At 60.0% G+C, this 21,117-nt stretch carries 16 protein-coding genes; 12 read left to right on the forward strand and 4 right to left on the reverse strand.

Features of this window, described 5'->3' with window-relative positions; all coding sequences use genetic code 11:
- The first annotated feature begins 154 nt into the window (after window positions 1-154).
- Window positions 155-331: a CsbD family protein gene (locus tag AADH44_RS02295; RefSeq protein ID WP_341953822.1), complete on the forward strand. Its 177-nt coding sequence runs from the start codon at window positions 155-157 to the stop codon at window positions 329-331.
- Window positions 332-471: 140 nt separating this feature from the next.
- Here AADH44_RS02295 and AADH44_RS02300 read toward each other — a convergent pair whose 3' ends face one another.
- Together AADH44_RS02300 and AADH44_RS02305 are read right to left on the reverse strand one after the other, a co-directional pair.
- Window positions 472-1,002 carry a DUF488 domain-containing protein gene (locus tag AADH44_RS02300; protein WP_341953823.1) on the reverse strand — a complete coding sequence of 177 codons (531 nt, stop codon included), beginning with the start codon at window positions 1,000-1,002 and terminating at the stop codon, window positions 472-474.
- A gap of 22 nt (window positions 1,003-1,024) precedes the next feature.
- Complete coding sequence (locus AADH44_RS02305) at window positions 1,025-1,498, reverse strand: SRPBCC family protein (protein WP_341953825.1); 474 nt, start codon at window positions 1,496-1,498, stop codon at window positions 1,025-1,027.
- Window positions 1,499-1,662: 164 nt separating this feature from the next.
- Here AADH44_RS02305 and AADH44_RS02310 point away from each other — a divergent pair, with 164 nt between their 5' ends.
- Both AADH44_RS02310 and AADH44_RS02315 read left to right on the forward strand, forming a co-directional pair.
- Complete coding sequence (locus AADH44_RS02310) at window positions 1,663-2,193, forward strand: hypothetical protein (protein ID WP_341953827.1); 531 nt, start codon at window positions 1,663-1,665, stop codon at window positions 2,191-2,193.
- A 535-nt stretch (window positions 2,194-2,728) separates the two neighbouring features.
- Window positions 2,729-3,094: a GntR family transcriptional regulator gene (locus tag AADH44_RS02315; RefSeq protein ID WP_341953828.1), complete on the forward strand. Its 366-nt coding sequence runs from the start codon at window positions 2,729-2,731 to the stop codon at window positions 3,092-3,094.
- On the opposite strand, the gene AADH44_RS02320 is transcribed toward AADH44_RS02315, so the two are convergent.
- Window positions 3,091-3,561, reverse strand: a complete 471-nt coding sequence (locus AADH44_RS02320; protein WP_341953830.1) for an Lrp/AsnC family transcriptional regulator — start codon at window positions 3,559-3,561, stop codon at window positions 3,091-3,093. The two genes, AADH44_RS02315 and AADH44_RS02320, sit on opposite strands and share 4 nt — an antisense overlap.
- Window positions 3,562-3,709: 148 nt before the next feature.
- On the opposite strand from AADH44_RS02320, the gene ald reads away from it, so the two are divergent.
- The 6 genes from ald to AADH44_RS02350 all read left to right on the forward strand — a co-directional run bounded on the left by ald (window position 3,710) and on the right by AADH44_RS02350 (window position 18,380).
- On the forward strand, window positions 3,710-4,798 hold the full coding sequence (gene ald, locus AADH44_RS02325; RefSeq protein WP_341953831.1) for an alanine dehydrogenase: 1,089 nt from the start codon (window positions 3,710-3,712) through the stop codon (window positions 4,796-4,798).
- Window positions 4,799-4,908: 110 nt separating this feature from the next.
- Window positions 4,909-5,889: a DUF1731 domain-containing protein gene (locus AADH44_RS02330; RefSeq protein WP_341955031.1), complete on the forward strand. Its 981-nt coding sequence runs from the start codon at window positions 4,909-4,911 to the stop codon at window positions 5,887-5,889.
- A 282-nt stretch (window positions 5,890-6,171) separates the two neighbouring features.
- Complete coding sequence (locus tag AADH44_RS02335) at window positions 6,172-13,596, forward strand: DUF5979 domain-containing protein (RefSeq protein WP_341953832.1); 7,425 nt, start codon at window positions 6,172-6,174, stop codon at window positions 13,594-13,596.
- Between the two features lie 32 nt (window positions 13,597-13,628).
- On the forward strand, window positions 13,629-16,193 hold the full coding sequence (locus tag AADH44_RS02340) for an FAD-dependent oxidoreductase (protein ID WP_341955033.1): 2,565 nt from the start codon (window positions 13,629-13,631) through the stop codon (window positions 16,191-16,193).
- Between the two features lie 255 nt (window positions 16,194-16,448).
- Entirely contained in the window at window positions 16,449-17,471 is a 1,023-nt protein-coding gene (locus tag AADH44_RS02345; protein ID WP_341953833.1) for a TerC family protein, read from the forward strand.
- Window positions 17,472-17,528: 57 nt separating this feature from the next.
- Window positions 17,529-18,380 carry an SDR family oxidoreductase gene (locus AADH44_RS02350; RefSeq protein WP_341953834.1) on the forward strand — a complete coding sequence of 284 codons (852 nt, stop codon included), beginning with the start codon at window positions 17,529-17,531 and terminating at the stop codon, window positions 18,378-18,380.
- A gap of 33 nt (window positions 18,381-18,413) precedes the next feature.
- On the opposite strand, the gene AADH44_RS02355 is transcribed toward AADH44_RS02350, so the two are convergent.
- On the reverse strand, window positions 18,414-18,632 hold the full coding sequence (locus tag AADH44_RS02355; protein WP_341953835.1) for a hypothetical protein: 219 nt from the start codon (window positions 18,630-18,632) through the stop codon (window positions 18,414-18,416).
- A 484-nt stretch (window positions 18,633-19,116) separates the two neighbouring features.
- Between AADH44_RS02355 and AADH44_RS02360 the strand changes: the two genes are divergently transcribed.
- Genes AADH44_RS02360 through AADH44_RS02370 form a run of 3 tightly spaced genes read left to right on the forward strand, consistent with a single transcriptional unit; the run spans window position 19,117 to window position 21,097 of the window.
- Window positions 19,117-19,563: a MaoC family dehydratase N-terminal domain-containing protein gene (locus AADH44_RS02360; RefSeq protein ID WP_341953836.1), complete on the forward strand. Its 447-nt coding sequence runs from the start codon at window positions 19,117-19,119 to the stop codon at window positions 19,561-19,563.
- Window positions 19,560-19,967: a MaoC/PaaZ C-terminal domain-containing protein gene (locus tag AADH44_RS02365; protein WP_341953838.1), complete on the forward strand. Its 408-nt coding sequence runs from the start codon at window positions 19,560-19,562 to the stop codon at window positions 19,965-19,967. The genes AADH44_RS02360 and AADH44_RS02365 overlap by 4 nt, the downstream gene beginning before the upstream one ends.
- Window positions 19,964-21,097 (forward strand): UDP-N-acetylmuramate dehydrogenase, encoded by a 1,134-nt coding sequence (locus AADH44_RS02370; RefSeq protein WP_341953840.1) that lies wholly within the window; start codon window positions 19,964-19,966, stop codon window positions 21,095-21,097. The genes AADH44_RS02365 and AADH44_RS02370 overlap by 4 nt, the downstream gene beginning before the upstream one ends.
- Window positions 21,098-21,117: the final 20 nt, after the last annotated feature.

The following is a 21,117-nucleotide window of genomic DNA, read 5'->3' on the forward strand; positions in this document are numbered from 1 at the left end:
AGGATCCCCAACACGAGGCGCAGCTTTAACGCACACCCTCGACCGGACCTGAATCGTTGAGGTAGCCATAAGGTGCGAGAGTTAAAGTGATCGTGTTAACCGCCCCCTGAGATCGCCCCGCCACTGGCAGGACAAGATGAATAAGGAGAGAGCAATGGGAAACGACAATGGAAAGATCGACCACAAGGCCGAAGAGCTCGGCGGCAAAGCTAAGGAAGTCGCTGGCGATGCCACTAACGATGAGTCGTTAGAAGCTGAAGGAAAGCGCGAGCAGGCTGCCGCAAACCTCAAGCAGGCCGGCGACAACGTGAAAGACGCTGTCACTGACTAACAACTTGTTGTGGTTGGCCCGCACCGGATCGGTGCGCGCCAACTCTCATTTAGTACCGGTTCGCTTCGCGTGCAGGCTCCTTCATCGCTGCGGCTCGGTCACGTTTAGTCATCCTCAGCGTCCACATCCACAGCGTCTTCTTACTCAGGCGGATACCACAGTCGATCACCGTCGACTTTCGCAAACCGCGTCAGTGCGTGAGGCTTTGTGGATGTAGCGCTCATGATGTCCCCGACGGGGATGTCGCGCACGAGGAACGCATCCCCGATCAGGGAGCGGTGGCAGCGCCAGGGCACCGCTTCAGCGCACATGATTGCAACGATGCTTTCGGTAGCAGCCGCACGTAGTTCGCGAAGTCCCTCGGCGAATTCCGGGGTCTGCATGTAATCTGCATAGTTGCGAAAACTCTTGTTCCTCCAGGCGCCATTGATCGACTTGTGACTGGCTGGCGTGTGCCGGAGACCCCCGAGTTCGGCAATCCGCTCATACCGGATGCCCTCAGCAGTCAGGCTGTGCGAGAGTTCCTGTTCGCCAAACTGCGGGTTATGCCGGGAGCCGGGTACCGTGCGAACATCAACCACTCGATCGACATCGTTTGCCCGCAGCATCCGAATGAATTCTTCGATTGAATGGGTGGAATGGCCGATCGTAAAGATTGTTTGCGGTCGCACGGTGGGGCCCCGTTCTGATGTTCTAGCGACCGAGCCCGTCTTCTGCTCGCGGAACATCGCCGCGCCATTCTCCGGACTCAAAACCGTTGGATTCGATGAGTCGCTTGAACTCGGCCAAGTCCTTGCCGATTTGCATGTCATCGATCTGCAAGATCTCGCCAGCTTTCTCGACGAACCCTTCTGGCTTCCAGTCCATCTGCAGGGTGACCTTGGTGGAGTCGTCGCTGATGCGGTAGAAGGTCACTACACCTGCGTGAACCTTATCTCCGGTACTGTTCCAGGCGATCCGCTCATCGGGGTGCTGCTCGACGATTTCGGCATCAAACTCTCGATCGACCCCACCCACGGATACTTCCCAATGGAGTTTGCGGTCGCCGAGCTGAGTAATCGACTTCACTCCTGACATGAAGGCTGGAAAATCTTCGAACTGGGTCCACTGGTTGTAGGCGACACTGATCGGAACTTCGACCTGAATATCTTTGGATACGGTTCCCACGAAAATCCTCCTAATGAATTGAAACTGTCGTGTTCTGACCGTAGAAAGGGAACCCTGTGAATTCCTGAGTTTTGTCAGCCTTCGTTCAGCTTCCGTGCTCACATTCCTCCCAGCTAAAATCGATCCACCACGGTGAGCACCGTCTAAGGAGGAAGAGCGCGATCATGCCTGAACCGATCGAATCGACTACCCAATCCGCACAGTGGTTGCCTGACGATTGGCAGCATCCTCGACACGTGGTTTTGTCGACCGGGCACCATCTTCGTCCGATCCGAGCGGACGATACGGATCTAGATATGGAAGCCGTGATGGGGTCGCGCGAGCGGCTCTGGTCAATTTACGGTGAGGCGTGGGGATGGCCACCGGCGACGTTGACGCCGGAACAGGACCGCCACGACCTTCAGCGTCATGCCGATGAGATGGAGACCCACGAGTCATTCAACTACGCGCTTTTCGATGCCGCCGAAACAGAACTGATCAGGTGCCTTTACGTCGGTCCCACTGACAAGGCGGGTGCGGACGCGGACATTTCGTGGTGGGTACGCAACGAGTACGTTGGTTCGTCCGTCGAGCATGCGCTTGATGCTTTTGTGCCGAGCTGGATCGCACACGATTGGCCGCTGAAGTCACCGCGGTACATCGGTCGTGACCTGAGCTGGGCCGAATGGCTAGAGATCCCTAGCGACGGTTACTGACCTTCAGCGAGTACGCCTAGCGTCGCCGCAACTTTTGTGCTGAGCTCCTTCCCGAGGGCACCGCTCTCGATAATCTTGCTGCGAAGATTAGGGTCTCTACCGACGACATCATCCCGTTGCTGGCCCGATTCGGATTTATGATTCGGGGCTCTTGTCAAGCTCCTCACCGTGCCGCAGGCGTGGATAGGTTCGTTCGTTCGGAAGGCCCCTTCGAGAATGCCTATGCCGGGCTTCAGGAGGTCATCGCGAGGTTCACCAGAAACCTGCTCCAAGGTCGGGAGGCGCGAAGCGCTGCGTATGTACTCGCTTGTCCGCCGCTGTGAGCCGAGTGTGAGCTTGAACTCGAGATACGTCCGCGTGCCCAAAACTGGGTGTGTCAATTGATTGGTACACGTGGGACTCTATATCAATAAGTCGATACAGGGAGACAAATGACGTTGGACAATGGGATAGCCGTAATTCTGGCAGTGCTTGCTACCTCTCTGATCGGTCACAACGTGCGAGAGCGGCGCGTTCACGCTGCGCGATCGACGTCGTGATCACCGTTGACCAGTCGCTCGCGGCGCCCGTATTCGAACAGATCCGGGGGCAGATCGCGCACGCCATCCGCAGCGGCGCACTCGAAGCCGGTGCCCGGCTTCCCTCAATACGTCAGCTTGCGGTGGATCTTCGCGTAGCGCCCGGAACGGTCGCGCGAGCCTTCACCGAACTGGAGAGTGCCGGGCTGATCCGCAGCGATCGACGTGGTGCCCGTGTCGAAGAGACGGATGTCGCGAGCGAGGATCTTCGTGCTTCAGCAGAGCAGTTCATCCGCAACGCGCGCAGCGCATCGATCCCGCTCGAGGACGCCCTCAGCATGATCAGAGCCGACTGGTCGGCGGCAGCCACAAGTAACTTTTAGGAAAAGTCGGTGGCGACCGAGTTGCGGTGATATTCGAAAATCATGCTGGTGTTGGTGGAGGCGACGCTGTGTCGGGCGGAGAGGTGGTCGACGACGAAGAGGCGAACGCTGGAGGAGTTTTCGACAGCAATGTGAACCAGGAAGTCGTCGTTACCGCCGACGAAGAACAATTGGATGACTTCTGGCAGCCGGCGAACTTCGTCAGTGAACACCTGAATGCTCTCTTGGCGGGCGCCCGGACGCAGCGATACTCCAATAATCGCTTGAAGACCCCGGCCGAGCTTCGCTTGATTAAGCGCTGCGTGATATCCGGTGATAAGGCCGCGGTCGAAGAGTGACTTGATGCGGGTGTGGGCGGTGGATGCTGCGATCCCCACCGCATTGGCGATAGCGGCGTTACTCACCCGAGCATCTCGAGAGAGGAGGGCAAGAATCTTTGTGTCGATCGGGTCAAGGTCATCGGACATGCGAAGATCCTGCGGTCAAAATGAATTTGGGAGACGACTTCGGCACCATTTTACGCACTTCACCTCTTGTTCCCGATTAAAATTCGGACTTTCTCATAAAATGTAGAATTTCTGACAGGCTAAGCGCACAACTGCGAAAGGTCAATCGATGTATATTTCCGTGCCTGCTGAAATCAAGAACAATGAAAACCGTGTTGCGATCACTCCTGCGGGTGTCGACACCTTGGTGGCAGGCGGACATGTCGTCACTCTGCAGTCAGGAGCCGGCATTGGTAGTGGCTTTTCCGATGCGGATTACGCTGCAGCGGGCGCGCGCATCGTCGTTGCGGCTGACGAGGTCTGGGCATCCGCCGAACTCGTCGTGAAGGTGAAAGAGCCGATTGCGTCGGAGTATGGCTACTTTCGCAAAGATTTGACCCTCTTCACGTACCTGCACTTGGCGGCCGACCGCGCCCTGACCGAAGCCCTTGTTGCTTCCGGCACCACCGCGATCGCGTACGAAACCGTTCAAGGCGACGACCGGTCGCTTCCCCTGCTCGCCCCCATGAGCGAGGTCGCTGGTCGACTGTCGATCGTCGCTGGCGCCCACGCTCTGCTCAAGGCTGAGGGTGGCGGCGGGCAACTGTTGGGCGGAGTTGCGGGAACCCCGAAGGCAAAGGTCGTCGTCATTGGCGGTGGTGTCGCTGGTGAACACGCTGCAGCGAACGCTTTGGGTTTGGGCGCAAACGTCACGATCATCGACATTTCCTTGCCGCGTCTTCGCGCGCTCGAAGTGCGTTTCAACGGTGAAGTACAGACTCGTGTCTCGACGCGCTACGAAATCGCCGAGCAGCTTCTCGAGGCCGACCTCGTCATCGGTTCGGTGCTGATCCCCGGAGCCGCAGCCCCCAAGCTGGTCACCGACGAAATGGTTGCGTCGATGAAGCCCGGTTCGGTGCTCGTCGACATTGCGATCGACCAGGGCGGATGCTTCGAAGGCTCCCACGCCACCACCTACGACGACCCCACCTTCGCCGTGCATAACTCGCTCTACTACTGCGTCGCCAACATGCCCGGTGCTGTCCCGCGCACCTCGACGCGCGCGCTCAGCAATGCGACTCTTCCGCACATCGTCGCAATCGCGAACCTGGGATGGGATGTCGCCGCTGCTGCGTCCCCTGCCCTCGCTCGCGGCCTGAACGTGTACGCCGGCGAGATCGTCAACGAGGGCGTTCGTGCGGCAATGGCTGTCGCCTAATCACCAGCCGCGGATGCCCGCGAAAGGAGGATGGTCGGCCCGTTCGCGGGATTTGCTAGCGGAGTTCACTAGCTAGGCTGGGCTGAGAAAACTTCAGCACGGATGGGGGCATCGTGACGGCGAAACCGGTGGCAGTAATCGCAGGGGCGAGTGGCTTTGTGGGCACTGCGTTGGTGCAGGCGTTCCGCGACGATGGCTACGACGTTCGACTCATCGGCCGCTCGGCTGAGGTGACGTGGAACGATCCTTCCGGTATCGCCCGGGTGATCGATGGTGCCGCTGTGGTGATCAACTTGGCGGGCAAGTCGGTGAACTGCCGTTACACCGACGCCAACCGCAACGAGATTCTGCGGTCTCGAGTCGACACCACTCGGGCATTGCGAGAGGCGATCGCCACTGCATCCAACCCGCCTGCGGTCTGGTTCAATTCGTCGACCGCCACCATCTACCGCCACTCGACCGACCGCCCCAATACTGACGCCGATGGTGAGCTTGGTGATGGATTCTCGGTCGATGTTGCCCGCAACTGGGAGAACGAATTCTTCGACGGGGACCTGCCGCAGACCCGGCGCGTCGCACTGCGCATGGCGATTGTGCTCGGCGATGGCCCGGCAACAAACATCCTGTTCCGCCTTGCGCGCATCGGTTTGGGCGGCCCCCAAATCGACAGCTGGTGGTTTCCGCACCGGCGCTACCGCGGCATCGGTCCGTCGCCTTCGGGCAGCGAGCGAACGTCGTGGCACCGCACCTCAGGCAAACAAAAGTTCAGCTGGGTGCACATCGAGGATGTGATGGGCGCGGTCAGATTCCTCCTCGCCCGCGAGGACATCGACGGCCCCATCAACATCTCGTCTCCGCACCCCGCCGACAACCGCACCCTCATGCGCACCCTGCGGCGCGCAGTCGGTGCACCTTTCGGCCTACCCGCCTGGAAGTGGATGCTCGAGCCCGCCATGTGGGTTCTCCGAACCGAGCCCGAACTTGTGCTCAAAAGCCGGTGGGTTCTGCCCGGTGCGCTGACTGACGCCGGGTTCACATTCGCGTATCCCGACCTCAACGATGCCGTCGAGGATATTGCCGCTCGACAGTGACGGCCGAGCCGCGACGCACAACGCCGCCTACGAAACGTCGATTTCGACTGTGCTGTCTAGCCCTAGCAGTGGGGGTCGGCAGATTTTGGCATAAGCCCCCATCCGGTATCCGCTTCTTCTAATGTGAGTTCTGAGGAGTTTCTGAACACGGGAACTCCTCCCGTTGAACCCGAATTTGTTAAAACCCGAATTCACTTAACCCTTTGCCAGCCTGACCCGACCGGCAGCCTTCGTTGGCGCCCGACCCGTGGGTCTTGATGGTGCTACGTGAGGTACCTTCTGATGCTTACCCGACACGCCCATTCCCGTGCGCGGAAACATGCCGACGGTCGAGCGCGCCCGCTTCGGAAGTCGATCTCTGCAGCAACGGCTCTGCTGGTCGTGGCGGCGACGCTCATTCCGACAACCGCGGCGTTCGCTTTTGAGCCTGCAGCCGTTCGGAACGTCAAGTCAGCGAATGCGACCGTCGTTGGGCCCGGTGACACCTTCAATTGGATGATCGAAGTCGGCTGCTCGGTGCTGACTGACGAATGTGTCGATGCAATTCTCACGGACGACATTCCCGCGGATTTCATCGTCCCCGCTCCCGAAGATATTCTCCTGACGCCCGCGCTCAGTGCGTCCGAGCGCACCATCACTGTGAGCGGGCAAACCGTCACTGTGGCATTTCACCAAGATCTGACAAAGCCGGCCGGCGAAAAGGGCCTCACTAACGGCACCGTCACGGTGACGATTCCGGTGACTGTACGATCCGACCTGGACTACACGCCGACCCCGCGCACCGTGGAAAACACTTCGGAAATGGTCGCGGAGAACGCCCCCATGCGCCCCAGTACCGCCTCCGTTCAGATCAACGTTCCGTTGGAACTTGCCACTCAACCCGCAAAGTCGTTTTCGCCTGCGACAAACATTGCGGTAGCGGGCCTCGGAACTCAACTGACTCTGGGTGGGGCGAACACGTCGAACGCCGCCGTTTCGTCGCTCACGATTCAAGACCCGGTGAACCCGGCAGCGGCAGGCAACATCTTTCGCACGGCGCTCGAACTGAAGAGTCTGAACTCAGTTTCGTGGCCTGCAGGGGCGACCTCGGCCGTAGTCTCGCTGTGGGACACTTCTCAGCCAACACCGGCGTGGGTGGATGCTCCTTCCGTCAGTTCTGGTGGCACTCTCGTCTTCCCGGCCGGGGTTAGCCCCGCGGACGCTGGGGGAGTCCGTATAGCTTTCTCCTCTGGCGCATCCGCCGCTATTCCACGAGCGGCCAGCGCGAACTTCGTACTGGGCCTCGAGAACCGCGTTGGCATCACTCCCGCGTCCTATCCCAACACGTCGCAATCGGTAGTGGTGCGTGACGCACTTTCGGCAAACAAGCCGGTCACCGCCAACTATGTGGTGACGGCTGCGACGAGTGCCGTTTCTGCCGGAAAGTCGATTACACCTGACCGGATGTCGACGGTTGCGTTCGGCGCTAGCGATCTCACCACCGGCACCGTTACTCTCACGGGGGGCAATGCTGGCTCGATTCCGCTCACGTCGCTCACCATCTCGGAACCTTCTGACCCGACGCTCGTGGATGGAACTAATCCGCTCGCTCCCGCCCATACCGGCGGCGGACTGATTTTCAGTGGATTCACCGGGGGCGTTGCCTGGCCAGCAGGCGCAACCGCCGCGAACATCACCTACTATTTTGCCGACGGAACCACCAGTTCGGTGCTCGCGGCGACCGCCCCCGGACTGCCCGTCGCGGGATCCCCGAAGCGGGTCACCGGATTCAGCGTCACATTCACCGGAACGATGGCGCAGGGAGTCTCCGCAACCGTACCGTTCACGATAAAGGCGAATCCGCTGCAGGTTTTCCCCAACCTGAGCGTGCTTTACACCAACCAGATCAAAGTCACTGCGGTTGATAAATACAGCCAGAATGTCGGACCGAAGTACGCGTCTGACACCGTGACCGTTCTCGCTGAACAGGTTAATCTCGAGACCTCAAAGTCACTCTCTCGCGGTTCCCTCCGGGCCTCAACCGGACAGTCCACGACAGCGACCCTCACGACTCACATTCTCGACTACCCAAACTCCACGCGCGCGCTCAACCACATCGAGATGATCGATCCGTCAACCGGCACCGGCCTCACTGACTGGTACCAGCATTTTGATGCCACGAAACTCGTGGTAACCCCCGTACCGGGCGACGCGACCCTCACGATTTCGTACCGTGACTCAGCAGGAACGTATACAGCTCTCACTGTGCTCGGCCCGGGAATTCAGAACTACGACATTCCCTCCGGGGTCCGTGACAGCATTTACGGTCTCAAACTCAGCTGGGACAGCTTTCCGGGGTTTCAGCCAGACCAGACTCTCGTCGCGAACGTCGAATATGCGCTCCGCTCGACGCTCAGAGACACCGCAACTCCGCTGCCAAATGCGGCAGCGGTAGTGGAGAATTGCAGCGCCTCCAGCGGAACTAGTGGCGCAGGCGCAACAGCCTTGTCCTCCAACAACGCCGTCGCTAACCCCTGCCCGACCGTCACGCTGGTTCCCTTTGACAATTCAGGGAGCGGGGGCGCAGCGAACCTACTCGACAAGAACTTCATCAACACAAACAACAACAACAGCCAAAGTGTGATGAACACTCGCAACAGCGAGAGCACGCGGGCACGACTCTCGTGGTCAACGGACGGTTACACCGGAGTGAACCAGATGGTGGTCTATGACGGGGCTGTCGATGCTTCGGGAAACCCAGACCCGGCTGCGTTTGCCAAAGGAATGTACGACGCCTACAACCTGACTCAGATTCCCAAGATCAACGTCGTCGACCCGCTCGTGAAGTACGACAAGGTCGCCATCGAGTTCTTCAGCACGACGAGCTCGACCTGGGTCACGATCGCCGGATACTGCACGGTTGCAGCGCCCTGCGAAGGCGGCACAGCAGCCACTCGCCTTCTCTCGACCGCGCAACAGGCCGACTTCGTCGCTGTCCGGTTCACGTTCACGGAGGGTGCGAATCGTCCGGGGCTTGCTCCTGCCCCCGGCAGCGGCGTTGCCGACTCCATCGGCAATAACCGGAACATCGACCTCGTGTTCCAAATGCGAGACACTCTGCGCAGCAATTCGGCGTCGCCGGTCGTTGACGGCTATCGCTACAACGCCAATGTGACGACGGCGACACTGCCCGCTCTCGGGCATAGCGTCATTAGAAACGATGCGTGGTCGCAGGCGACTCTCGCGGTCGGTGGTCCGCTCACGGATCGAGCAGCCGACACCCTCGAGCTTCGTGACCCGCCGCTTGCCGTTTCGGCTAACAAGACGTGGACGGGTGGCCCGATTCCGATCCCCGATTCCTCAGTAACATCGCAACCCTCAAGCCGGGTTACGCTCACGGCTGTAAACCAGACGGCCGCAAAAGTGAACTCGCTGACGATTAGCGAACCGAACACCTCAGTAGCGACGCCCAACGATTCGCCCTTCGAGGACTGGAACCTTACGCGGTTCCAGTCAGTTACTCACCCGTCTGGTGCGACGGGCCTCACTGTCACCGTCATCCGGTCTACCGGCGGAAACCTCACCGTGACCGGCTCAAACTTGACCACCGTTACCTCAACAGTTCTCGGCTGGTCTGCCGCGCAGCTCGCCGATGCGACGGCGTTCACGTTCGCCTACACGGGCCAGATCAAAGCCAGCAACGGCACAGCGACCATTGTGTTCGACTTGGGACTACGAACGGTAAAGCGAAGCGGTGGCGCAGTCGTCGCTGGCACGGACTACAACTCAACGCAGGCGACCGTTGCTGACACCCGATGGGACAGCGCGAGCCCAGTGACCGCTCCGACGTTCAGCGACGCAACACTGTCCGCACGCAAAGGCGCAAACATCGCCCTGGTTGCCACCAACATTGGGGTCTCGACGTCCAAGACATTTGGCAAGACATCCGAAACCGAACCGAATCGCAGCGTGTTTCCCCTCACGCTTGACGCCACGCCCAGTGGCAGCGAAAGAGTGCAGTCCCTGACCATCACGGATGACCGCGCAACGTTCTGGAATGCGTTCAACTTCACCGGAGTCTCGACTGGCACGCCAGTACTCCCCGTGTTCAGCCCAACCTCCTCGGGAAGCGCAACCGTGATTCAGGTCGAGGCCTGTGTCAGCGGAACGTGGACCGCATCTACCGTCGCAAGCACTCCAGGCTCCGGCTGTGTCGACCGCGGCGGTTCATGGGTTGGCGCCGGAACGTGGAAGACTGCTGCTCAAGCGCAGGCGAACTTCTTGCCTACCGGGGTAACTGCAAGTCAGGTTGAAGGTCTCCGGTTCACGGTGAAACGACTTGACAACTCGCAGTGGGAGAACCCACAGGCACCAAAGGTGAGCATCCCGATCCTCGTCCAACGACGAGTCGATCTGCGCACAGGGGATCCGGTTCGCACAGACCTAGCAGGCAATGCGGCGTCGCCAGGCGAAGCTGACGCTGGCATCACCACGAACTCGCTTCGTGCCGATGTGCTCGGAATCTGGGACAAGACGGCAACCGCGAACAACTCGGCCACGTACCTGTTCAAGCATGCGACCACAGGCGTGCAGGTGCAAAAGCGCCCGACGGGTGTGAAAGCGCCTGGTCGTCTCTTCGACTACACGCTCACGGTGACCAACACCGGAACCTGGCCCATCCTGAACCCGATCATCACCGACTACCTGCCCAGTGACGCCACTGGCGCACAGCTCATCTTTGACCAAGACAAACCGTGGACCTACAAGTACGCGCTGTCGGGTGCCGCGCCAGCACCGGTTAACGGAACTGCTCTGCCTACCGGTACTAGCGGCCCGAATGTTGATGTCACTGCGGATTCCTTTGGTCCGACCGAAATCCAGTTCACCTTCCCGACCGGGTCGGTATTGGAAGTCGGACAGGTCTACGTGATCACTATCCCGATGATGTTCCGTCCCGGCCTTGTCAACGACACCAATGTCACGAACAGGTTCGGAATCAGTGGCGATCGCGCATTTGATACCTGCACCGCCCCCGCAGGGTTCACCGCGAGCTATGACGCACCGAGCGGCGAGTGCTCTACCGCAACGACGGTCCGTCCATCCGAACAGGCTGCGCTTCGGGCGCTCATGACGGTAAAGGCCGAGCTCGACGCTGATTACCCGACCGATCAAGGTTTCATCGGGGGAACGAACGCGGACTGCACAGCGGCAAAGAGCAGTGCCGGCTTCTCCCAACTTCCCTGTATCCCCCTGACGCTTCCCGGCCAGAAGGAAACCTGGCGCCTGACCGCGCAAAACACCGGGACAACCAACATGCCGCGGCTAGTGCTCTCGACAAGGCTCCCGGATGTGAGTGACCAGACAATCCTCGACGGGTTTGTGCGCGACTCACGCTGGGCCGCCGGCTTCGCAGACGAGATCACGGCAAACATTGGCATCCCCGGCGCCACGATGACCGTGTACTACACGACGGCAGCAGCGCCCTGTAAAGCGGTACTGCAGACTCCGTCGAACGCGAACGCGTGCGGTAATGACCCGGCAACAGGATGGGCCGTCTGGACCGCCGGCGCCCTCGCTGACCCGACTGTCGTCACTGGGCTCCAATTCGTGATCGACTTCGCTGACGCAGAGCTGTTCAAGCCGGCCGACACGGTCACCATCGATATCGTGACCCGAACCGCTGCGCTGTCAGCGACACCGGGGGCAAACACGACGGCACAGAACTCACTGTCGGCATCCGCGATCACGAGAACCGGTGCGACCGATACGCGGGTCACGGCACTCGACTACTCGGTCGTTTCCGTTGCGTTGGCCACAGGTGGTCTTCGCCTAGAAAAGGACATCACTGGCCCTGCAGCATCGTTCATCCCTAACGGTCAGACCTTCGCGGGCAAGCTCGTCTGTACGTCTCTGACCGAGACGATCGAGCGCGATTACACCATGACGGTAGACACCACTACGGTGCCAGAGACGGTTCCGGTAGTGACATTCAACGACCTGCCTGGTGGTGCTGACTGCACTGTGACCGAGACCACGGCAAGCGGTCAGACTAGTTACACCGCAACGACAGTGACAATCGATCCGCTGATCACCGATCCCGCAGTCTTCCCGATGGTGACCTTGACCAATGACTACCAGCTGGCTGGTCTCACGGTGGCGAAGACGGTCACCACAACGGCCCCGGTTATCCCGACGGAGTTCGCATTTACCGTGAGCTGCACGTTCCTGGGTGTGGCTGTTCCGCTTTCGCTGGCGGATGCATCGTTCACGTTAGACGACACCGAGTCCCGCACCATTACAGGGATTCCGGTGAACTCCAACTGTGTTGTGACAGAAACCGACCCGAAGAGCGCTGACGCAACGATCATGACGGCGAGTACAGACTCGACGCACGCCGGATCGAGTGTCTCCGTCGACAACACCGCTCGCACTGCGACCTTCACTAGGTTGAGCCCGAACGGCGTCGGCGGTGTGATCACGAACACGGCCAATGCCAATAACAGGTTTGACGCCCCCGCAGCCCTCATAGTCACGAAGAAGCTACTCGGCGACGGCGCAGCCCAGTTCGGTGAAGACAAGACCTTCAACGTGGCCGTGTTGTGCACCTTTGGGGCGACCACCCAGTATGACGATTCTGTGCTGTTGAATGCGGGCAACGCTTGGCAGGTGGTGCTCGAGAACATCATCGCGGACTCAGATTGCACTTTCACCGAGTCGACTCTTCAGGGTGCGGATGCCGTAGTCATTACGCCGAATGACGGTAGCGACGCGACCGTTGGGCAACTCACAGTGCCCGCGCCGACACTCGCAGTGCCGTCTCCGGTCGTTAATATTGATGTCACCAACTGGTTCCTGACTGGCTCAGTAGAGGTCACCAAGACGTTTGCGGGAGACCGTGGCGCGATCGACAAGTTTGCGCGCAACCCCGTACCTGAGATCGAGTTCGAGTTCAGCCTGAGCTGTCTGCGTGACGGGGAAAGCGTTGTCATTCCCGGCGGGGCAACTCGCACGGTGACGGCAGCATCCCCGGTCGCGGATTACACCGGCCTTGCTTCTGGAGCGGAATGTGCGCTTACAGAAACCCGCACAGGGGGCGCAAGCATCACAAGAGTTCTGGACGAAAACTCCGCAGAGCTCGTCGATGGTGAATTCACCATCGCGGTCGACAACACCGTGCTGACAGTCGATGATCAGGCTCAGCCGGACCTTTCGGTAGAGAACACGTTCCGGTTCGCTGATGTTGCTGCAACCAAAAAGGTCATTGATGCGGGCGATGCTGGTTCTCGGTCTGCTGGACCATTTGAACTCACGCTCATCTGCACGCTCGACGACAGGGACATCAGTGCCGCGGAGAACGCCGCACAGTCCATCCTGAACGGTGAGACTGTCATCTGGACAGAACTCGCCGAGGGAGCGGACTGCACGATCGTGGAGACAGTCACGGGAGGTGCGACCCAGACAACGACGACGCTGATGGCGGCTGACCGCAGCGCTGGACCCTCAGTTGAGGGAACTTCGGTGACACTCCTGCCACTGCGCTGGACCGGTGCCGATGCGCCCAACGCGATTACCTTCACGAACTCGTTCCGCCTCGCCTACACCGGTTCAGGTTCAGGTTCCGCGTCGCTCGTGATGCTGCCGCTGGGGCTGATCCTGGTGGGTGGACTGTTCCTTGGTTTGGTGGCCATCAAGCGTCGTAGTCACCGAGAGACAGCGGCAACCAAGTAGCGTTACCTCTATCGGTGCACGGGTGGGCTGTGATGAGCACAGTCGCGTGGTCGCCACGAAAGGCGCGGCATCCCATGAAGCTGGTCGTTGTTGGAGGAGTTGCGGGAGGGGCATCCGTTGCCGCCCGCGCACGCAGGCTTGACGAGAGTGCAGACATTGTTGTGCTAGAGCGCGGCCATCACGTCTCATTCGCGAACTGCGGGTTGCCGTACCACATTGGTGAAATCATCACCGAGCGCGATCGGCTGCTGCTTCAAACGCCGGAGAGCCTGCGCGAGTCCCTCAATATTGACGTGCGCATTGCCAGCGAAGTCACCTCAATCGACCGAACAGCCAAGACGGTCACAGTGCGAGAAGTGGACACCGGCCGCGAATACGTCGAAAGCTACGACAACCTCGCCCTCTGCACCGGAGCAGAAGCAATCCGCCCGCCCCTGCCGGGAATCGACCTGCCAGAACTCCACGTTCTGCGCCGCATCGGCGACATGGATGTCATCAAAGCCGAACTCGATGCCGACCTTGCGCTTGCTTCCAGCGGCGCTCGCGGTCCGGTCCGCTGTGTCGTCATCGGCGCCGGTTACATCGGCCTCGAAATGGCGGAGAACCTCAAACACCGTGGGGCGATCGTGGATGTCGTGGAGATGAGCGACCAGATTCTCCCGCCGCTCGACCACGAGATGTCCGTTCCCGTCGAACACCACCTGCGCAGTCGGGGGATCAGTCTCCACCTTTCCACCGGGGCTGCAGCTTTCACCCGGCGTGACGGTGACGGAATCACGGTAGAGCTCACCAACTCGACCAGTCTTGACGCGGATGTTGTCATCCTCTCGGTGGGAGTCCGACCCAGTGTCGACCTGGCCCGGGCTGCAGGGCTCGAACTGGGTGAGCATGGTGGACTGTCTGTCGACACCCACATGCGCACGTCTGACCCCAATATTTGGGCTGCTGGTGACTCGGTCGAAACGCCAAACACTGTACTGCCCGGCTCGTGGCTTGCTCCGCTAGCAGGGCCCGCTAATAGGGAAGCCCGCGTCGCTGCGGAAAACATCTGCGGGCGTGACACGGAGTACACGTCCACTCAGGGCACCTCCATCGTGAAGGTGTTCGAGATGGTCGCGGGTGGAACCGGCGCGACCGAACGCCAACTGCTCGCCGCGAATGTTCCTTACCGCGCCGTGCACGTGCATCCGTCGGGTCATGCCGGCTACTACCCGGGCACGGCGATGATGCACATCAAGCTCCTCTTCGCGCCCGATGCCGGAACAGTGCTCGGTGCACAGGTCACCGGGTTTGATGGGGTCGACAAGCGACTCGACGTCTTCGCCACCGCACTTCGGGCTGGACTAACCGTGTGGGATCTCCAAGAGCTCGAACTTGCTTACGCCCCACCGTTCGGCTCAGCGAAAGACCCGGTCAACATGGCCGGCTTCGTTGCCAGCAATGTGCTGCTCGGTGACCTGAACCTTTGGTATGCGCAGGATTATCCCCATGCCACAGAGGGTGCACGCATCATTGACGTTCGCACCCTGGAAGAGTTCTCCATCTTCCACCTCCCCGGCGCCGAGAATGTGCCGCTCGCCACACTGCGCACCGACACCGGCGACTGGGACAGGGCAACGGGGCTTCGCCTCTACTGCTCGGTGGGCTTCCGCAGTTACCTCGCGTACCGCATCCTCGTGCAGCTTGGTTTCACGGATGTCGCAACGCTGTCGGGCGGATCCGAAACGTTCCGTGCGTGGCATGAGGTTGAACCGCTCCAGGATGGCCCTGTCGAGCCGGAAACTTCGTACGCCGAAGCAGCCGAAACTCTCAACGCCGCTCGAGTCGCAGCGCACCTCGCGAACGGTACCGGTGTCTCGGTCAACCTCGACTGCACCGGGCTCGCCTGCCCTGGCCCGATCATGAAGCTTTCCACGGAGATGAAGGGTCTCAATCTTGGCGACCAGATCGTGGTCCATGTGTCTGACCCCGGATTCGCAAGCGACGCACCAGCGTGGGTGCGCCGTAATGGTCACGAACTTCTCGCCATCGAACCGGAGGGGCCCGGCTATGTTGCCACCATCCGAAAGGTTGGCCCAGAAGCGCTCGCGCTCGCCGGTGGGGGAGCGGTCGTTGCAGTGCCCGCCACACCGAAGATCTCGTTTGTGGTGTTCTCTGGTGACCTTGACAAGCTGATAGCCGCGTTCATCATCGCCAACGGGGCGATCTCGATGGGCGAAGAAGTGTCAATGTTCTTCACTTTCTGGGGGCTCAACTCGCTGCGCAAGCAGAAGCCACCGAAGCGTCAACGCAAAACCATGGACAAACTGTTCGCCGGGATGATGCCCGCCGGAGCCGATAAGCTCACCCTCTCCCAAATGCACATGATGGGGGCTGGAACAGCGATGATCAAGAAAACGATGAAAAAGAACGGCGTGCACTCCCTCCCTGAGCTGATGGAATCCGCAATGGCCGGAGGCGCGCGTGTCATCGGCTGCACGATGACCATGGACCTGCTCGGAATAGCCGAGTCGGACCTCATTGACGGTGTCGAGCTTGGCGGCGTTGCTACGTTCTTGGGTGAGGCGGCAGAGTCAACCACTACGCTGTTTATCTAGCTGACTAGCCGCACGACTTCATGTAACTTTCAACGAAACTCGGGAGCGAAAGTCGACCTCGATGGAGAAATTCTGTGCTGCTGAAATTGTCCTGTAGAATCATCGTCAACAAGGGGAGTACTCCCGTCTGCGGTCGGCCCGTCAATACGTATGCATTCTTGCATTCCGGGCCGTCGGTTCTGAGATGATCAGAGCGGAGGAGACCTTGGCGCCATATGTACGCCAAATCTATGCCAACCCCTTTGGAGCATGCTCATGCAGGTGACACCCCTGATCTGGATCATCACAATCGCTGTGACGATTCTCTTTTTCATTTACGAGTTCTTCGTGCACGTGCGCAAGCCGCACGAGCCCACCATTGGTGAGTCGGCCCGCTGGTCGGTGTTCTACATCAGTCTCGCGCTGCTGTTCGGCGTCGGCATTGGCATGGTTTCGGGATGGACGTTCGGCGGCGAGTACTTCGCCGGCTACCTCACCGAGAAGGCGCTCTCGATCGACAATCTCTTCGTCTTCCTGCTGGTCATGAGCGCGTTCGCGGTGCCGAAGATTTATCAGCAGAAGGTGCTGATGATTGGCATCGTCATCGCCCTCATCCTGCGGGGTGGCTTCATCGCCATCGGTGCGGCCCTTATCGAGAACCTGTCATGGATCTTCTACATCTTCGGTGCGCTGCTCCTCTTCTTGGCCTACCGGCAGGCATTCTCCAACCACGAAACGGACCCGGCCAATAACGGGTTCATGCGTTTCGTGCGCCGACACTTGGCGGTGACCGACCAATACCACGGTGACAAGCTGACCGTGAAGAAGAACGGTAAGCGGTTCGTCACTCCCATGCTGCTCACGATTGTCGCTATCGGCTTCGTTGACCTAATCTTCGCCGTCGATTCCATCCCCGCCATTTACGGGCTCACGAACGAGGCGTACATCGTGTTCACGGCAAACGCCTTCGCGCTGATGGGGCTGCGGCAGCTGTTCTTTCTCATCGGTGGTCTGCTCCAGCGTTTGGTGTACCTGGCGCAAGGTCTCGCGGTCATCCTGGCGTTCATCGGTGTGAAGCTCGTCTTCCACGCCCTTCATGTCAACGAATTGCCGTTTATCAACGGTGGGGAGCCACTCCTGTGGGTGCCTGAGATCCCCATCTCGTTCTCTCTGCTCTTCATCCTCGCCACGATTACGGTGGCTACCGTCGCGAGCCTGCTCAAGACCCGCGGAAAAGGTTCGCATCCTGGCACCCCAACGCCGATCGATTCCGCAAGCCAGAATGAGCACTCGAAATGAGCATGTTTTCTCCATGCTGACTGGTGTCGAGACGCTGTGCGAGCGAAGGAGACTGAAATGACCGTAGTGATCGCCGGTTGTGGTGATCTGGGCACCGAGACTGGGCTGCGTTTCGCCGCTCTGGGTCATCGCGTGATGGGGATGCGACGCTCAGCCGAGAAACTCCCGCGCGAAATTGAAGGACAGTCGGTTGATCTGTCGGCGGAGGTGCCGACGCTACCGGCCGACACCAGCATCGTGATGATCGCCATGAGCCCCGATGAGCGCAGCGTCGATGGATACCGGGCGGCATATGTCGACAGCGTTCGCAGCATCGCGACGGCCATCAAGCGCGATTGCACTGTGCCGCCACGTGTCTTGTATGTGTCGTCGACGGCGGTCTACGGCGTTGACGACGGCGGCTGGATCGACGAGGCGACTCCGGCTGAACCTGCCGCGCCGACAGCAGTCGTGCTGCGAGCAGCGGAGGAGTTGTTGCTCGAACAGCTCCCTGACGCCACGATCCTGCGCCTGGGAGGTATTTATGGACCAGGACGGACTCGACAGATTGATCGCATACGTGGCGGGGTCGAGACGATTTCGCGTGAATCGCGATTTACCAATCTGATCCATCGCGACGATGCTGCGGCGGCCATCGTGCACCTCATGGCCATGCCAGCGCGACCCGAAACTTTCTACATTGGTGTTGATGATTGCTCGGTCGATCAGCATGAAGTTATCGAGTTTTTGGCACGCAGCCTGGACGTGCCCGTGCCACCAGTTGCCGCCGAATCCGGCAGCCCTGAGAGAGCCCGTGGCAAACGATGCCGCAATACTCGGCTGCGCGAATCAGGATTCGTATTCACCTACCCCACCTACCGGGAAGGTTATGCGGCTGTACTGACAGGAGCTGGTGCGCGCCACCCCTAGACGGGCCAGCAAATTTGCACCCGTCACTGAGGCTCAATCCACGATCTCGATTTGAGTTTTGATAAAAGCCCGGTCAGATTCGGAGAGGTGTTGGCGAGAACGGGGAAGGCTGCATGCGAGCAGAGCTTCAATCTCTTTTAGCACCAAATTACTGATCTTGCCTTCGAGATCCTCTTGCAACTCGTGTTTCGCCGTGATGCTCAGCTCGGGCCACCATCGCTCAATAGGGGGAAGTTTGTCGTGTGTCTCCATGGGTTGTGTCTCCGTTCTCGGTAGAACTACTCTCTTCTCGATGACCCTAACGCGGCCCCAGGCGTTCACCAAACAATGTACCGATGGGAATATCAGTGGCTGCGTGTACGTTTTAAAGAAAGTACGGCGACACGCCGAGACACTACATCTTGTGTAATGACATGGGTGTCATTCCCCGTATATAGTGAAATCTCCGACAAACCGTCGGTAAACTTCGAGAAGACTTTAAGGAGGATCGAATGGATAACGACAACGACAACGTCGGTGGATACGCAATTCCCGTCGACCCAATGGATCTTCTGCAGTGCGACAGCTGCCAGTAAAAACTTACTGAGCTCGCACCTCAACAGATTCCTGAAGCCCCGGCCGACCTCACCGTCACCGGGGCTTCACCCATTAACCGGAGCAACCTAACCCGAGCAAGGCCACACACCGGCAACCCTCGCCAACCCGCGCGCTCACAACATTGCCTAAGCTGGTAACCGTGCCAGTGAATCCAGAACTACAAGGCCGGGTCTTCCCGCCAACATCCCCCTACCTCGTCGGTCGAGAAAAAGTGCGCGAGTTTGCACGCGCCGTCTTCGCCCAAAGCCCCCTCAACCACGACCCCGAAGCCGCGATAGCAGCCGGCTACGCCGACGTTGTCGCACCCCCCACCTTCGCGGTCGTCATCCAAGAAGCAGGCCTCGCCCTGCTCCTCGCCGCCCCCGACACCGGCATCGACTTCTCGCGCATCGTGCACGGCGAACAAAAGTTCACCTACACACGGCCCATCGTTGCCGGAGATGAACTCACCGCCATCCTCACCGTCACCAGCATCAAATCGCTCGGCGGCAATGACATGATCACCGCCGAAACCTCCATCAGCGACAGCACCGGCAACCACGTCGTCACCGCAACCTCCGTACTCGTCATGAGAGGCACAGAATGAGCGACCTCGTCGTCGGCCAAGAACTCATCACCGGCAAAGTCACCCTCACCCGCTTCTCCCTCGTGCGCTACGCGGGAGCATCCGGAGACTTCAACCCCATCCACTACCGCGATGACGTCGCTGCATCCGTTGGGCTCCCCGGAGTTCTCGCCCACGGCATGCTCACCATGGGCCTCGCCGTGCAACCCGTCATCGACTGGATGGGCGACCGCGGCGACCTCATCGAATACGGTGTGCGCTTCACCCGCCCCGTCGTCGTCGACGGCAACGGCGGAGTCACCATCACCGTCACCGCCAAAGTTGGGGCTATCGAAGAAGACGTGACCCGCATCGATCTCACCGTCAGCGCAGCCAATCAGACCGTGCTCGGCAAAGCCCAAGTGAGGGTCAAGCTCCACCAATGACCGACTCAGTCCCCCGCGACAACACAGCACTCGCTGACAGCACAGTGCTCGCCGACCTCACCACCATCCGAGTCGGCGGGCCCGCACATGAACTGCTCCGCCCGACCACCGAAGACGAGCTCATCGAAAAGGTGCGCGAAGTATGGAAACGCGGCGACGAATGGCTGCTCATCGGCGGCGGCTCCAACTTGGTCATCAGCGACGAAGGATTCGACGGCACCGTCATCCACATTGCCACTCGCGGCATCCAGATCGTCACGCAAGATGACACCTCGTTGCACATCCGGGTGCAAGCGGGCGAATCGTGGGATGGCCTCGTCAAACGCCTCATCGCCCGCGGCTGGGCCGGCATCGAAGCGCTCAGTGGTATCCCCGGATCGGTCGGTGCAGCACCCATCCAGAACATCGGAGCCTACGGTCAAGAAGTTGCGAGCGCACTAGAGGGCATCGACTTTCTCGAATATTCCAGTGGCGAGCTCGTGCACCTCAGCACCGCCGATCTCACCCTCGGATACCGCAGCTCCGTAATCAAGAGCGGCCGTGCCGGAGTTGTCGTCGCCGTCTACTTCGCACTCACCGCAACGCCGAACAGCACCGTTCAGTATCAGCAGCTTGCCACCGCTCTTGGCGTGAACGTCGGCGACGAAGTTCCCGTGCACCAAGTGCGTGACACCGTGCTCGCACTGCGGGCATCCAAAGCAATGGTGCTCGACCCCAACGAACCAGACTCTGCAAGCTGTGGCTCGTTCTTTACCAACCCGATCGTTCCCGAAAACATTGCCCGCGCCCTCTCAGCGGATGCCCCGCGATGGGTCATCGATGATGAACCGGTTGCCGACATTGCCGTTCCTCTCGGCGAGGCGCCCGCCCTTCCGCCGGCCCCAAAACCGCGCATGGTCAAACTGAGTGCTGCCTGGCTGATCGAGCACTCCGGCGTGAAAAAAGGGTTCCGACTTCCTGGATCTCGCGCGGCCGTCTCGACCAAACACAGTCTCGCGATCGTCAACCGCACCGGCGCAACTGCCGCTGAAGTATCAGAACTGTCGCGCTACATTGCCGCCCGCGTATTGGGTGAGCACGGCATCCGCCTGCAGCCCGAGCCTGTCGCAGTTGGTGTTGAGCTCACCTAGCTGAGTTGAATTGAACTAGC

This window comes from Salinibacterium sp. TMP30, from assembly GCF_038397785.1.
GTDB lineage: Bacteria > Actinomycetota > Actinomycetes > Actinomycetales > Microbacteriaceae > Rhodoglobus.

Excerpts from the sequence above, each read along its gene's own strand:
- AADH44_RS02340 (WP_341955033.1), top strand. The coding sequence starts at position 13,629 with ATGAGCACAGTCGCGTGGTCGCCACGAAAGGCGCGGCATCCCATGAAG.
- AADH44_RS02355 (WP_341953835.1), bottom strand. The coding sequence starts at position 18,632 with ATGGAGACACACGACAAACTTCCCCCTATTGAGCGATGGTGGCCCGAG.
- AADH44_RS02295 (WP_341953822.1), top strand. The coding sequence starts at position 155 with ATGGGAAACGACAATGGAAAGATCGACCACAAGGCCGAAGAGCTCGGC.
- AADH44_RS02370 (WP_341953840.1), top strand. The coding sequence starts at position 19,964 with ATGACCGACTCAGTCCCCCGCGACAACACAGCACTCGCTGACAGCACA.
- AADH44_RS02320 (WP_341953830.1), bottom strand. The coding sequence starts at position 3,561 with ATGTCCGATGACCTTGACCCGATCGACACAAAGATTCTTGCCCTCCTC.
- AADH44_RS02350 (WP_341953834.1), top strand. The coding sequence starts at position 17,529 with ATGACCGTAGTGATCGCCGGTTGTGGTGATCTGGGCACCGAGACTGGG.
- AADH44_RS02310 (WP_341953827.1), top strand. The coding sequence starts at position 1,663 with ATGCCTGAACCGATCGAATCGACTACCCAATCCGCACAGTGGTTGCCT.
- AADH44_RS02335 (WP_341953832.1), top strand. The coding sequence starts at position 6,172 with ATGCTTACCCGACACGCCCATTCCCGTGCGCGGAAACATGCCGACGGT.
- AADH44_RS02365 (WP_341953838.1), top strand. The coding sequence starts at position 19,560 with ATGAGCGACCTCGTCGTCGGCCAAGAACTCATCACCGGCAAAGTCACC.
- AADH44_RS02345 (WP_341953833.1), top strand. The coding sequence starts at position 16,449 with ATGCAGGTGACACCCCTGATCTGGATCATCACAATCGCTGTGACGATT.
- ald (WP_341953831.1), top strand. The coding sequence starts at position 3,710 with ATGTATATTTCCGTGCCTGCTGAAATCAAGAACAATGAAAACCGTGTT.